This window comes from Agrobacterium sp. AGB01 (genome assembly GCF_014851585.1).
Lineage (GTDB): Bacteria > Pseudomonadota > Alphaproteobacteria > Rhizobiales > Rhizobiaceae > Agrobacterium.
This window is the reverse complement of the sequence record NZ_JACVAB010000001.1, coordinates 169,353-183,012: the sequence shown is the minus strand read 5'-3', so window position 1 is coordinate 183,012 and position 13,660 is coordinate 169,353. Positions and strand designations below refer to the sequence as shown.

Genomic DNA, 13,660 nt, shown 5'->3' with positions numbered 1-13,660 from the left:
CGAAATGCTGAATCCACCCTCGGTTTTGGCATGAAAAATTCATCCAAAGCCAGTTTAGCGGATGAATTTATCAAGAATTTGCCACATTAAGATTTCGTTAAACCGGATTTTGGGCGCTAGATTCACAGTCTTGGAAAATTTTTTCATAACAGTTTTGTGAACGGCCAGACCTTAAAATTCATTAGCAATTGCTTTTCAATTTGCTGTTGATTCTAAAGAAATTTTTCACTGTTTCTCAAAAAGCTCAACATTTTCAATCATCACGATAAAATCATGATCATTACAGTCATTTATATTTCGTGATTAGAAAAAGGCTCTTTTTTGCCATTTTTCGCCCTTTCTAAGCGCCGCACAGATCAACCGGCGCCCGCTGATGATAAAGGGAAGCACAATTTGATGAAGATCGGCCACAAGACTATCGCCGTTGCGACTATAGTTTGCTGTTCGTTTATTGCTCCACTTCAAGCCAATGCAGCAAATGGCTGCGGCGGGGCATCCTGGTACGCACTAACCTCGAAGACTGCTTCCGGTGAACGCATGAACCCATCCAACCTGACGGCGGCCCATCGCTCGCTTCGGTTCGGCACCAAGGTCAAGGTTACCAACAACCGCAATGGCAAGGCTGTGATCGTTCGCATCAACGACCGTGGACCGTTCATTAAGGGTCGTGTTCTCGATCTTTCAAAGGCTGCCGCACAGCATATCGGCATGGTCAGCTCCGGTACTGCAAAAGTTTGCTACCAGATCATCAGCTAAGCCCTGATAAGACGGCTTTACCCGCAAATCGGGTAAACAACGTGAAAGCCTTGCTCTCGCCGCCATTCACCGCTACCAACCAGACGATCATAGTTGAGAGGTAGCATATGCGTTTGGGCGGGCGTTTAGCCGGGGCAATCGAGGTACTGGCCGATATCGAGACGCGCAAGCGCCCTGTGGCTGATGCCTTGAAGGATTGGGGACTTGCACATCGTTTTGCAGGTTCCGGTGATAGGGCGGCCATTGGCAACATCGTTTACGATGCCCTGCGCATGAAACTCTCCCACGCCTGGCTGATGGACGACGATAGCGCAACCGCGCTGGGTTACGGTGTGATGCTGCGCCAATGGAACATGACCGCAGACGCATTGCGGGCCGAGTTCGATGGCGACAAGTTTGCACCAGAGGCGCTGTCCGACAGCGCACTCAATGCATTTCAATCGCGGAACCTTTCCGATGCTCCCCTGCATGTTCAAGGTGATATTCCTGACTGGGTGCAGGCTTCTTTTGAGGAAGCATTTGGTGAAAGCTGGCTGCAGCAGGCACAATCGCTGAATGAGCGTCCCACGCTCGATCTGCGCGCCAACACTTTGAAAGCCACCCGTGAAAAGGTTCTGAAGGCCCTGGACGACGCCGGGGCGGAAAAGACGCTGATTGCACGGCAGGGCATCAGAATTCCCGCGGGCGCAGGCCCATCGCGTCTGCCAAATGTCACGGCCGAACTTTCCTTCCAAAAGGGCTGGTTCGAAGTGCAGGACGAAGGGTCCCAGATCGTTGCCGATCTGGCCGGTGCACAAGAGGGCGAACAGGTTCTCGACTATTGCGCTGGCGGCGGCGGCAAGACATTGGCCATGTCCGCATCCATGAACAACAAGGGCCAGGTTCACGCCTTTGACGCAGACCGGAAACGGCTTGCGCCGATTATCGAGCGTCTCAAGCGCGCCGGAACCCGCAACGTGCAGGTCCATGATCGCGCCGCTGGCCTTAATCCATTCCTTGGCAAATTTGATCGTGTGCTTGTCGACGCGCCATGCACAGGCACCGGTACTTGGCGCAGACGCCCGGACACCAAATGGCGCATTACCACCCGTAATCTTGACGAGCGTGTGGAACAGCAGAACGATGCACTGAAGCAGGCCAAGGCGTTCGTGCGTCCCGGCGGTTTCCTGCTTTATGTAACCTGCTCGGTTCTGCCGCAGGAAAACGAACGCCAGGTCCGGCATTTCTGCGCAGAGAACCCGGAGTTCAGCATTCAGTCGGCACTTCCACAGTGGGACAACCTGTTTGGAAAGGCTGGCAAACGCCCGCATTCGTCCGATGGCGACACCATTACATTGACACCTGCTTCAACAGATACGGACGGCTTCTTTTTCTGCGCGATGCAGAAATCCGCCTGATCTCGAGCATTTGACGCCCGTCAAAATGACGGGTGTCAAATTCGACCGTTCTGTTTGAAAAGGTTCTAAACTAGATAATTTGACACAGGTTTGTGATTGGTTCAGAACTCGGCTGCCCGCGGCGCAGGATATTAGCGTCGCAAAAGGAGGGACCATGATCCGCAAATCCATTCTCGGCGCCACCCTGGCGCTTCTGGCCGCCTCGGCCACATTTACCGCCATTCCTGCCCGTGCAGCAACCGACCCGGCTGCTGTCGTCAAGCATTATGCGGAGCTCGCACATGCCAAATTCGAAGACTCGCTGAACACGTCGAAGGAACTTGAAAAGGCTGTAGACGCGCTGATCGCGACACCAAGCGAAGATACGTTGAAAGCCGCCCGCGTCGCTTGGATCAAGGCGCGTGTTCCTTACCAGCAGTCAGAAGTCTATCGTTTTGGCAACCCGATCGTTGACGAGTGGGAAGGCAAGGTCAATGCCTGGCCGCTGGACGAAGGCCTGATCGATTACGTCGACGCATCCTACGGCACTGAAAGCGATGAAAACGAGCTTTATGTTGCCAATGTCATCGCCAACAAGACGCTGAAAATCAGCGGCGAAGATGTTGATGCTGCCAACATCACACCAGAGCTTCTGCAGAGCCTGCATGAAGCCGGTGAAGTTGAGGCCAACGTCGCCACTGGTTACCATGCCATTGAGTTTCTGCTGTGGGGACAGGATCTGAACGGCACCGGCCCCGGTGCAGGCAACCGCCCTTACACCGACTACGACACCAAGAATTGCACCAACGGCAATTGCGACCGCCGCGCGGCCTACCTGAAGGCTGCAACCACGCTGCTGGTTGCTGATCTGCAGGATATGGTCACCGCCTGGGCACCAGAAGGTGAAGCCACCAAGAATGTCACAGCCGACCCCAAGGCAGGCATCACTGCCATCCTGACCGGTATGGGTTCGCTCTCCTATGGTGAGTTGGCAGGTGAGCGCATGAAGCTTGGTCTTCTGCTGCACGATCCTGAAGAAGAGCATGATTGCTTCTCCGACAACACCCATGCCTCGCATCTGAACGATGCTATCGGCATCGCTTCGGCCTATACCGGTGAATACACCCGCGTTGACGGCACCAAGCTGACCGGTCCTTCCGTTTCCGAATTGGTCGCGGAAAAGGACAAGGCGCTGGACGAAGAGGTCAAGGGCAAGCTGAACAAGACGCTGGACGCCATGCATGCCATGGAAAAGCGCGCTGAAGCTGGCGAAGCCTATGACCAAATGATTGGTGAAGGCAACGCTGAAGGCAATGCCGTTGTTCAGGCAGCAATCGACGGTCTCGTTGATCAGACAAAGAGCGTCGAGCGCGTGATCACGGCCCTCGACCTCGGCAAGATCGAGTTGGAAGGCTCTGACAGCCTCGACAACCCGAACGCTGTTTTCCAGTAAGAATGAGGCGGGCCGTACATATCCTGTGCGGCCCGGTCCCCCCATGCCCCATTTCCGGCCCTCCCGGTTGCTTCTATGTGCGTTGGCGGCAACAAGTCTGCTGCGTCCTTCCTTAGCCGATGACAAACCCTCCGTGTTGCGCAGCGATCTTTCAGACGAAGACCGCAACCGCGTGAGTGTGGTCACGGCACCGACGGCGGACTTTTCAAAGCCAGAACCTTTTGAAGCAATGTCTGCCGGGGCAACCACCAGCCGGGCAAAACCAAATAGCGGCGCCTTTTCGCATTTTTCCGCCAATATGCCGTTCGAGCGGCGGCAGGATTTCAAGCTGGGCAATGCGCTGTTTCAGAAATTATGGGTGTCCTCCCCCTCCTCCACACAGGCGTCAGACGGTCTGGGGCCGCTTTATAATGCCCGCTCGTGCCAGAGTTGCCACGTCAATGACGGGCGCGGCCGTCCGCCCCGCGAGGGAGAGGACGCCGTCTCGATGTTTCTGCGGCTGGCCCGCACAGCATCAAGCCAGTCCGAACGGGACGCTATCGCCCGCCATGATGTCCTGAATTTTCTTGATCCAATTTATGGCGGGCAATTACAGAACCTCGCCATTCCCAGCTTGAAATCCGAAGGACGGCTAACCGTTACCTATCAGGATATGCCGGTTGTACTTGGTGACGGTGAAGTCATAACACTGCGCAACCCGACTTATGGCATTGACGGGCTGAACTATGGTCCACTTGATCCCGCCACCACGCTATCGGCACGCATTGCGCAGCCAACACTTGGTCTGGGGCTGATCGAAGCCATCCACGACGACGATATTATGGCCAAGGCCGACCCGGAAGACCGGGATGGCAACGGCATTTCCGGCAAACCTGCCTGGGTGCGAAACCAAAGAACGGGCGAGCTCAAACTCGGCCGTTTTGGCTGGAAAGCGCAAAGCGCCAATGTACGTGACCAGAGTGCCGCGGCATTCTCCCATGACATCGGCATTTCCACGCCGGACAGACCAAATGCCTATGGTGACTGCACACCCGCACAGACCGACTGTCTTACCTTGCCGACCGGGGTTCAACCCCGGTTGGGCACGACCGAGGCGCCGGACCCTGTCATGGACCTTGTGACCTTTTATACCGAAAATCTTGCAGTCCCTGCACGGCGCAAGGTGAGTGACGCTCAGGTTCTGCGCGGCAAGGAGATGTTCTACAAATCCGGCTGTACGAACTGCCACACGCCGAAATATGTCACGCGCCGTGACGCCACCGACACGTTGCAGGCCTTCCAGCTTATCTGGCCCTATTCCAACTTCCTGCTGCACGATATGGGAGATGGTTTGGCCGATCGGCAACAGGTCGGCGAGGCTAACGGGCGGGAATGGCGCACACAGCCTTTGTGGGGCATTGGCCTTACAAAGACCGTCAATGGAAATACGTTTTATCTGCATGACGGGCGCGCGCGCGACCTGACCGAAGCCATTCTGTGGCACGGCGGAGAAGCGCAGACGGCACGGGATGCATTTGCAGCCTTGCAAAAATCTGACCGGCAGGCTTTGCTGGCGTTTCTGGAGTCCCTTTGATGCGACCTGTCATGCGAAAAACCTTGTGCCTTCTGCCAATCATGCTGGTTCTGACGACGTTTAACGCCAAAGCGCAGGATGTGGAGCTCTCTCCACCGCCGCCGCTTGATCCTGCCAAGGTGCGGGTCATCATGAAGAAGGCTGTCGATGGTTTCATCAAGCCGGGTTATGCAGCGCTTGCGGTGTCTGCGACTTCGCTGGAAAGCAACATGAAAGCGTTGTGTGCGGCACCGTCACAGGAAACCCTGGATGCTGCTACCGCTGCATTTGCCGACACAGTCAAGAAGTGGTCGACGATCGAAATCGTCCGTGTTGGCCCGGTCATTGAACAGAACCGATTTGAGCGTATCCTGTATTACCCTGATCGCAAGGGCCTCGGTCTCAAGCAGGTTCAGCGTTACCTGACGGAAAAAGACGAAACTGTTACAAATGCGGAGAGCCTGAAGGGCAAAAGCGTTGCCGCGCAGGGTCTGGGCGCACTGGAGTTTGTTCTTTACGGCACCGGTTCCGAAGCGTTGCAACAGGAAAAAGACGGCTTTCGTTGCAGATACGGTGCTGCGGTTGCTGGCAACATTGCCAATGTTGCCAAGGACCTTAAGGCCGTGTGGGACGAGCCGGATGGCGCCGCCAAGAGCTGGACGGAGCCGGGTCAGGACAATCCGGTATTCCGTGATGAGCGGGAAGCGATCGTCGCTCTGCTCGGCATTCTGGTGCACGGCTCGGAAACCATTCGTGACCAGCGCATCGAGACTTTCTACAAGGGTCCGGAAAAGGTGAAATTTCCGCGCACTGCGATCTACTGGCGCTCAGGGCAGACATGGAAAAGCATCGCCGACAACGTCACTGCCGTTCAAAGCCTGATGAAAACAGCTGGCATGGCTGACCTTTTGCCATCCGACCAACGCTCGATCAGCGGCTCCATCGACTTTCTCGCCAAATCCATGGTGCGGGTTGCTGGCACGATCGATCCAGATGTCGAAAAGGCCCTGGCCAATGACGAGCAACGCGCCAAGGTTGATTACCTTCTGCTGAATGGCCGGGATTTCATCTACCGACTGAACGACCAGTATGGCGGAGCTATCGGTCTGAGTTCCGGTTTCTCTTTTTCTGATGGCGACTGAGGCTCAAAGATGACAGGCGCGAAAAGCACTCTGTTGATCGACCGGCGCCATTTCATCAAAGCCGCCGGTGCGTCCTTCCTTGCAGCCCTTGGCCCGCGCTCACTTTATGCGCTCGAGCGGGCTGATGCGGTATTTGCCTCAGGCTTTCGGGCACGCGATGGCTCCTACGGCATTGCGACATTGAGCGAGAGCGGTGAGATCATCGACCGGCTGAAATTGCCAGCACGTGCCCATGGCATGACCACCTGCCACAGGTCAGGCATGACAGTGGCGTTTGCCCGCCGGCCCGGTACTTTTGCCATGGCCTTCGACCCCGGCGGTGGTGTCGAGCCCATTGTCATGCACACCCCGGAAAATCGACACTTTTACGGGCATGGGCAATTTTCGCCCGATGGTTCCATTCTTTACGCCAGCGAAAACGATTTTGAGGGCAATCGTGGTGTCATTGGCCTTTATGATGCGCGGGACGGTTTCAGGCGCATTGCAGAGTTTGATGCACATGGCATCGGCACCCATGACATGACCGTCAGCGATGACGGACACCTGCTTGTTATAGCCAATGGCGGTATTGAAACCCATCCAGACTTCGGGCGCACCAAACTCAATATTGACCGCATGCAGCCATCTCTGGTGCTGCTTGATGCCAAAAGCGGGAATCTAGTGCAGAAACACACTATGCCGGAGAAGTTGAGCCAGCTTTCCACGCGTCACGTCGATCTTGGTGAGGATGTGCGCATCTGGTTTGCCTGCCAATACGAAGGACCGCGCAACGACCTGCCGCCGCTGGCCGGATATTTCTCCAAGGGCGAGGACATCACCTTCATTGATCTGCCGGAGGAGACGACCGAACAACTGGCCAATTATGTCGGAGCCATCGCGGTGAACCGCCGTGACGGGATTGTGGGACTGACCTCACCCAATGGCAATGCTGCAGTTGTGCTTGATGAGGCGACGGGCCGCGTTCTGTCGGCAACGACAGTACGAGAGGCGGCAGGCGTTGCCGCTGCAACCAAGGGCATCATCGTGTCATCTTATGATGGTCATTTTGGCGACAGGCTAACTGATGTGGCTTTCGACCAGCATATTGTCAGGCTGGTCAAATAATCGCTGTCGTATCAGGCGGAAAGCGCTGAAGGTGTCGTGTGGGAAGTGGTCTGGCTTTGTTTGCCCATGACGAGCCTGAACGCACTGCCAGCCAGTGCCTGATTGGAATCGAAAACCTTAAGTCCATGCTTTGCAAAACGTGGCATGAGGCTGGTCAGTTCGGTGCAACCGAGCAGAATGGTATCCACCCCTGACAGGCGCAGTTTGGAACACAGACGGTCGAGCCGCTCCAGATTGGCGCCACCAACCACACTGTGAACTTTCACCTCTTCCAGCAGCTGCGAAACAAGCGACTGGTCCTCAGGCGACAGACGGTGGCATGCCATGCCCTGCTTTTCGATTACTGCACCGTATAGATCGAAATCGGCAAGCGACGTCGAGGTGAAAGGCGTTACTAGCTTTGCCTGCTCATGATGGGCAAGGGCAACGGTTTCCTCAACGATATTAGGAACTGGAACAGCTGCGTTTACCGCCCAGCGGTCATAGAGCAGATGCGCGGTATTGCAGGGCAGGACGATGACCGTTGCACCCAAATCCGCCAATTCCCTAATGTTCTCAGCTATGTAAGGCGAAGGGTCACGCTCTCCGAGCTGGAAGTAACGGCCCCGGCTTGGCAACTTGGTGTTGGTATCCGTGATGACACGCGGAAAATGCCAATCCTTGGTGGCTGGAACAAGAGCGTAAAAGGCGCGCAAGAACTCGATGGTCGCCCAGGGCGCAACCCCAACAACACCCAGCACGCCTTCGTCTTCCGGCCAGTCTACGTCGCCACCAAGCGGCAGGATTTTCGCCATTTTCAGAAATCCGGCTTGAACTGATAGATGCGCAAACGGGTTTCGGGATATTTATTGAGCGGCGAACCTTCCTCGAACATGTTCTCGTCGCGAACGATGCTGAAACCGGCAGCGGCAAACATGTCGACATATTGCTGGCGTGTACGGTAGGTAGCCGAATAGTTGGACTGGAGATGTTCCGAAAGCCGGTCATTGATCTCATGACGGTTTTCGAGGCCAGTGCCATCGCGCAACAATATCAACGTATTGGAGTTGCACGCCTTGACGAGATTTTTCATCAACTCGTCGGACTGATCATCGTTGAGATAAACGAATAGACCGGAAATGAAGACGACATCATATGCATCGTCTGCCAGAAATTTTTCAGCTGGCGACACGACGAAATCAATATTGTCTACGCCCTGACGGACCGCTTCATTGCGACCGATTTCAGCCAGCGGTGCGGAATATTCCACCGCCGTGACGTGCTTGGCGCCACGGGCCGTAAAGCGGAACGTCCACTGACCGACGCCTGCGCCGAGATCAACGATGGTCTTGTCTTTTACATCACCGAGCCAATCGAACACTTTTTGTGTTTCGCGGTCGATCTTGAGTTCAAGATTATTCTTGTCTTGCTCAAGATTGGCGATGCTTTCAAAAGCAACCGACTCGAAAGTCGAGGCACGATCATCCCAGAAGCGTTTGACTTTGTCCTTGTCGAGCATGTTCAGAGCGCCTTAGCTATTCAGTGAATCAGAGAAACGGGGCGAAAGAAGGCCCAGTGAAGGGGTGGAGGTCGCCAGACTGCGATCATGCGCCTGCAAGCCGACAACGCGGCTGTCGCACAGAAAGTCCAGGTTAAACTCCGTAAATTCGTTTGGTGATTTGTTTGGGATTGGCAGAACACGTACGCCGAGCGGCTTGTGCAACGACAAGGCCATTTGCGCAATATCAAGCGTCAGGCCGGCAATTTCCTCGGGGAAGCTGTTGCCACTGACCGGTACCATATCCACACCGCAACCACATACCGCCGACAGGGATACCAGCGCATCCATGTTGATGTTGCGGCGGCTATTGGCGGCAGCAAGCGTATTGTCTTCCATCAGGGAATACATGACGCCGTTGAAACCGACGCTCAGGGCACCGCTGGCGCGCAGCGATGCTCTGATGGCATCGGTAAGCACACCGGTGATGAAAACGCTTCCATGGCTGCCGACAGGCGCGCCAAGCAGATGTTCGATCAGGGCGGCCACAGACATTTCACCATCCGGGAACGGTGCGAAGGACGCATCCAGTCCCTTGTAAACGGTACCGGTTCTTTCCGCGATCTGTAGACCAAGCTGGTTGATCTCACCCAAAGCTTCACTCAACCGTTCGACCAGACGATCACGGAACACGTTGATTGGTGGCGCAACGCCCAGTTCCTGCACGACAGAAAGAGCGATGCCTGTTGTTTCCAGCGCAAAGCTGAAAGCGATTTCATCACCTTCGTGGCGCGAGAACGGGAAGAATGGCGAGTTGGCTGGCACGCCGCAGGATGCGCCGACCCGGAAATTGTCGAAACCGTTATTGCTCTTGCGGGCAATACGCGTCACCAGAGAGGCGACGTCATTTACCGCCGAGACAGACATCTTATACTCATCGGCGACGATGAGGTTCATGAACAGACGTGGGAAACGGGTAATGATGTCCAGTGCCGTGGACAGACGCTGGCGTCTTGGACCTTCCTCAACAAAATCGAACGGCAGGCAGAACCAGCGGACATCGGTTTCGGCTGCCAGATTGTCGATCCAACGAAGGGTGGAGAGAACCGTCCCCTCATTTTCCCCTTCAAGACCAACAGCGGGAAGCGTGTAACGTATCGTACGCGGCACCATGTTGGCATCGCCAAGAATTTCTCTGGCCGTTGCAATCAGCCCCTTGGCGCCTTCTTCCAGTTCGGCTGGAGACTTGGCGCCAACCGGTATGCCAACCGTTACAGATCTGATCATTGGTTTCGGCACCGTTCCATGAAGTTAAGATAATCGCCGGGCGTGTTGATCTCGACGAAGGGATGATCCTCGACCGCGACAGATGCGACAGGCGCGCCATCACACGGCAGGGTCTGGCCAACGAAGAGGTTGCCGTGGCGTATGCAGAGTTTTTTCCAGCGCTCGAGAAGATCGGAATTGCTGATCTTGAACAGGCCGATTGCCTCGGGGTGGCGCACATTGCGCACCGCGCCCTGATAGGTTTCCTCAACCGTACCATCGTCCCGCAACATGCAATGGATAGCGGTCAGCGTGCGGTTTTCGCGCGCCTCGGTCAGCACCAGATCGGCGGGTGCGGCATCCAGCTTCTCAATCAGCGGACGATCAAAGAACACATCGCCCGACACCACGTAAGTGGGGCGCTCATCCAATGCCAGACCAAGGCTCATGGCATTGTTGGTCAAGGCCCAGTCGTAGTTCACGACATAGTCGAGCTGCGGATACTGTTCCATGATCTGAACGGCACGGAAGCCGACAACAACTGTGATCTGCTTGCCAGCGAAGGCTTCAATTGCATGGTCAAGGATCGTCTTGCCAGTCTTTGGATGACGGATCAGGATCTTGGTGTAACCATCAAGCTGATGACCACGACCTGCGGCGAGAATGATTGCACGTTCAACACCACTCATCGCAGATCTTCCAGGCTGTAGCTGATGACAGGAAGATCAATCGGGAAACGATGCTTCACAGTCTTGTAAGGATAGATGTCGCCGCTGAGCGCACGCTCGGTGACCATCTTCCAGTCGAATTCGTATTTACCTGGGCGCAGACTCCAGATTTCAACTTCGGCATAGCTGAACTTGACGGCGGGAACGCGCTTGAGACCCAAGGCACGGGCGACTTCCATGCGGTGCTGCCCATCCATGACGAGCGCGTGCTGGTCATCCAGCGCAAGGGGTTTGTTCCAAATCTTTTCGTTCAGAACCTTTTCCTTGAGCCACTCCACGCGGCGCTTGCTGTAGCCTTCGATGTGCTTGAGGCTTTCGACCTCGACGAGTTCGACCTTCACCTTATGCTCCGTGTCCTGCTGTCATTGCTTCAAATTGATGGCTGGCGTTACGGTATGCGGTAACGTCGTTGTAAGAGGCTGCAAAAAATGCGCTGAGGTTAAGCTCGCGACATGGCAGCAACTCCAGGTTTTCCACCCATGGTGTCATGTAATATTGCGCGATGGTGCGCTGCATGGCTTGCTTGCGGATGTACCTGTCTGCTTGAACCTCGTTCCTGCCGACATAGAGCGTTCCCAGAAGCTTCGACCAGCCCTCGTATTTTGCGTCATATTTGGGGGCATAGACGATATCAGTAACATTGCCGCCGGCACCGGTTTTCAGCGTGCCACCGGTCAGTTGCTCGCTGTAGAGGCCGCGCGTCGACCATTCGGATGCCGTGCGAGCACCTCGGAAAATGCGTTGCCAACCGGGCTCCTGCATCACGATATCGGTCTCGACAATCTGGTAGCCATGCTGCGGCTGACGCAGCGCATCGACGCCAATATCCGTCGAGAGGATATTGGTATCCTCGGCATAACGTTCATTGAATACCGGGCGAACGGCATCGCCATAGGTGGCACGCACAAAGTCTTCGATATCCGTGTTGCGGTATCCGGTCACGATGGTGATCTCGCGCGGCTTTGCAGCCACCGCGACATCCAGAATATGCTGCAGGGCAGGTTTGCCTGCCACCGGCAACAGCGATTTATGCGTATCGCCCGTCAGTTCCGATAACCGGCTACCCCGTCCCGCTGCCAGAAAAACGATATTCATACCAAGCTCCAAATTACCGCGTCCGCCCCGTGGTTTCGGGGATCATGAAGCCTGCCATTGCTAGTGCCTCAATCTTTTCCCAGGCTGATCTGCGATTGCCAGTTCACGCTGCAGCAGATGCCCGTTCTTTTCCAAGCCCTTCGGCAATCGCGTCTACAATAACCAGTGCCGACGGACGCTCATTGGGCAGCATGATGTTTTGCAGACGAGCACGCGTCTCATTGCGTTCAAGCGGTTTGCCAGCGGCATAGGCGAGAACGGCGGCTTCAGCTTCTGCAAGTGTGTTGACGCTCTCGGCGCAATCCACGGCCAACTGTCCCAAGGCGTTGAGCTGCACGTGGCGGCGCGAATCGATAAACACCAGCGGTTTGTTGAACAGCTGATATTCGGTCAGGAACGACAAGCCATCGGTCAACATCAGATCAGAGGCGGCGAACAGTTCGCCATACTGACCCTCAAAGATCGTGCAGTTTGGCAGGGCCTGCCACTGACGCTTGAATTCATCAAGATTGGCCTGCGACACCAAGCCCATGCGCACAACCAGCGCGAACAGTGCCGGGTGCGGCTTTAGCACAAACTGGATATGCTGCGCACGCTGTGCCCAACGCAACATGTCCATATACATGTTATGGAAAACGCCAAATGCCAGCCAGTCATTACCGACCGAGTGATGCGGTGCCCAGATGACGCGGTACGGGTTTTCCGGTGTATCCGGCAGCGGCCATTCACCATGACCGATAGATCTTAGCAAACGCTCATGCTTCGGATAACCCGAAAGGACGAACTTGCTTGGATCCGAATGCTGGAAACTGAGGAAATAAGACTTGGTCTGTTCCGTTTCGCAGAAAACGCGCCACGCGGAGCGGTGATAGGGCTGGTCAAATGCCATCGGCGAAATTGTCGTCGGCAGCGGTTCTGAGTGGCTGAACTTCTGCACGATCGACATGCCGTAAGGCACGATGCAAAGGCGAGTAAAGGCAAGTTCTGCCGTGCTGAATGCCGGCGGGTAATCACGATCCCAATGCGACTGGCGGAAAATGACATCCGGCGCCAGAAACCGCAATGTTTCCTGTGCTTCGGTAAAGTTCTGCGTGCCAAGGCGAACGTGCTCAATGCCGAGATTGGTCAACGCACGGCTGACAACATCCTCGCCATTATAGCTGTTGTCACCCGGAAAGGCGCGATTGATACTGACGACGACCGGCTCGAAGCGGTCGTCGGCACGCATGGCACGATAAATGTCGACCTGCGCATCCCAGGATTCAATCATGTGAACAAGAAACACGCTGCGGATCCTGCCGGACGCCACAGGAAGCTTGCGAAGGCTTGTCTGCGCCAACTGGCGCAGCACACGGTAGTGTTCTGCCGCAGCCTGCTCGCTTTTCGTACCGATGTCCTTCAGGCCGCCAGCAACCGCTTCCGTCAGCTTGACGCTCGACTGCATCAGATCATTGGTCTTGTAGATGATTGCTTCCGCCGCACTACGCAACTCCTGAACGTTGACCTGCTGACCTTCCAGAGTTTCCTCACGAAACCGCTGAAAAAACTTGATCAGTTCGACCATAATCTCATCATTGACCTGCTGGCGCTCGGAGAGAGACGCAACACTGGTCAGAAGCTCATCGAGCTTATGATTGATTGAATTCAGGGGATCGGAAGAGAGATGGGAAACAGTATTGTCCATTGTGAACTTTCGCCTAGGTGTCGGCGA

Annotated in this window: 13 protein-coding genes; 6 read left to right on the top strand and 7 right to left on the bottom strand. The window is 55.5% G+C overall.

Annotation, left to right across the window (positions count from 1 at the left end; genetic code table 11):
• Window positions 1-396: 396 nt before the first annotated feature.
• From IB237_RS00850 to IB237_RS00825, 6 genes are all read left to right on the top strand, one after another.
• Complete coding sequence (locus tag IB237_RS00850; protein ID WP_192487804.1) at window positions 397-756, top strand: septal ring lytic transglycosylase RlpA family protein; 360 nt, start codon at window positions 397-399, stop codon at window positions 754-756.
• 107 nt (window positions 757-863) lie between these two features.
• Entirely contained in the window at window positions 864-2,153 is a 1,290-nt protein-coding gene (locus tag IB237_RS00845) for an RsmB/NOP family class I SAM-dependent RNA methyltransferase (RefSeq protein WP_192486733.1), read from the top strand.
• Window positions 2,154-2,307: 154 nt separating this feature from the next.
• Window positions 2,308-3,585 carry an imelysin family protein gene (locus tag IB237_RS00840; protein ID WP_192486732.1) on the top strand — a complete coding sequence of 426 codons (1,278 nt, stop codon included), beginning with the start codon at window positions 2,308-2,310 and terminating at the stop codon, window positions 3,583-3,585.
• A gap of 43 nt (window positions 3,586-3,628) precedes the next feature.
• The gene (locus IB237_RS00835; protein ID WP_192486731.1) at window positions 3,629-5,158 is read left to right on the top strand and encodes a di-heme oxidoredictase family protein; all 1,530 of its coding nucleotides are present in this window, start codon (window positions 3,629-3,631) and stop codon (window positions 5,156-5,158) included.
• Window positions 5,158-6,279: an imelysin family protein gene (locus IB237_RS00830; protein ID WP_192486730.1), complete on the top strand. Its 1,122-nt coding sequence runs from the start codon at window positions 5,158-5,160 to the stop codon at window positions 6,277-6,279. Before IB237_RS00835 ends, IB237_RS00830 begins: the two co-directional genes overlap by 1 nt.
• Before the next feature lie 9 nt (window positions 6,280-6,288).
• A complete protein-coding gene (locus IB237_RS00825) occupies window positions 6,289-7,383 on the top strand; it encodes a DUF1513 domain-containing protein (protein WP_192486729.1) in 1,095 nt (364 codons plus the stop codon).
• Between the two features lie 11 nt (window positions 7,384-7,394).
• Here the strand turns inward: IB237_RS00825 and IB237_RS00820 are convergent, their stop codons facing one another.
• The 7 genes from IB237_RS00820 to IB237_RS00790 all read right to left on the bottom strand — a co-directional run bounded on the left by IB237_RS00820 (window position 7,395) and on the right by IB237_RS00790 (window position 13,633).
• Complete coding sequence (locus IB237_RS00820; protein WP_192486728.1) at window positions 7,395-8,177, bottom strand: aspartate/glutamate racemase family protein; 783 nt, start codon at window positions 8,175-8,177, stop codon at window positions 7,395-7,397.
• A 2-nt stretch (window positions 8,178-8,179) separates the two neighbouring features.
• On the bottom strand, window positions 8,180-8,881 hold the full coding sequence (locus IB237_RS00815) for a class I SAM-dependent methyltransferase (RefSeq protein ID WP_192486727.1): 702 nt from the start codon (window positions 8,879-8,881) through the stop codon (window positions 8,180-8,182).
• Between the two features lie 12 nt (window positions 8,882-8,893).
• Window positions 8,894-10,147, bottom strand: a complete 1,254-nt coding sequence (locus IB237_RS00810; RefSeq protein ID WP_192486726.1) for a DUF711 family protein — start codon at window positions 10,145-10,147, stop codon at window positions 8,894-8,896.
• The gene (locus IB237_RS00805) at window positions 10,144-10,815 is read right to left on the bottom strand and encodes an NTP transferase domain-containing protein (protein WP_192486725.1); all 672 of its coding nucleotides are present in this window, start codon (window positions 10,813-10,815) and stop codon (window positions 10,144-10,146) included. Before IB237_RS00805 ends, IB237_RS00810 begins: the two co-directional genes overlap by 4 nt.
• A complete protein-coding gene (locus IB237_RS00800; protein ID WP_192486724.1) occupies window positions 10,812-11,195 on the bottom strand; it encodes a hypothetical protein in 384 nt (127 codons plus the stop codon). Before IB237_RS00800 ends, IB237_RS00805 begins: the two co-directional genes overlap by 4 nt.
• Window position 11,196: 1 nt before the next feature.
• Window positions 11,197-11,949, bottom strand: coding sequence for an NTP transferase domain-containing protein (locus tag IB237_RS00795; RefSeq protein ID WP_192486723.1), 753 nt, complete (start codon window positions 11,947-11,949; stop codon window positions 11,197-11,199).
• Window positions 11,950-12,052: 103 nt separating this feature from the next.
• Window positions 12,053-13,633 (bottom strand): hypothetical protein, encoded by a 1,581-nt coding sequence (locus IB237_RS00790; protein WP_192486722.1) that lies wholly within the window; start codon window positions 13,631-13,633, stop codon window positions 12,053-12,055.
• Between the last annotated feature and the right edge of the window lie 27 nt (window positions 13,634-13,660).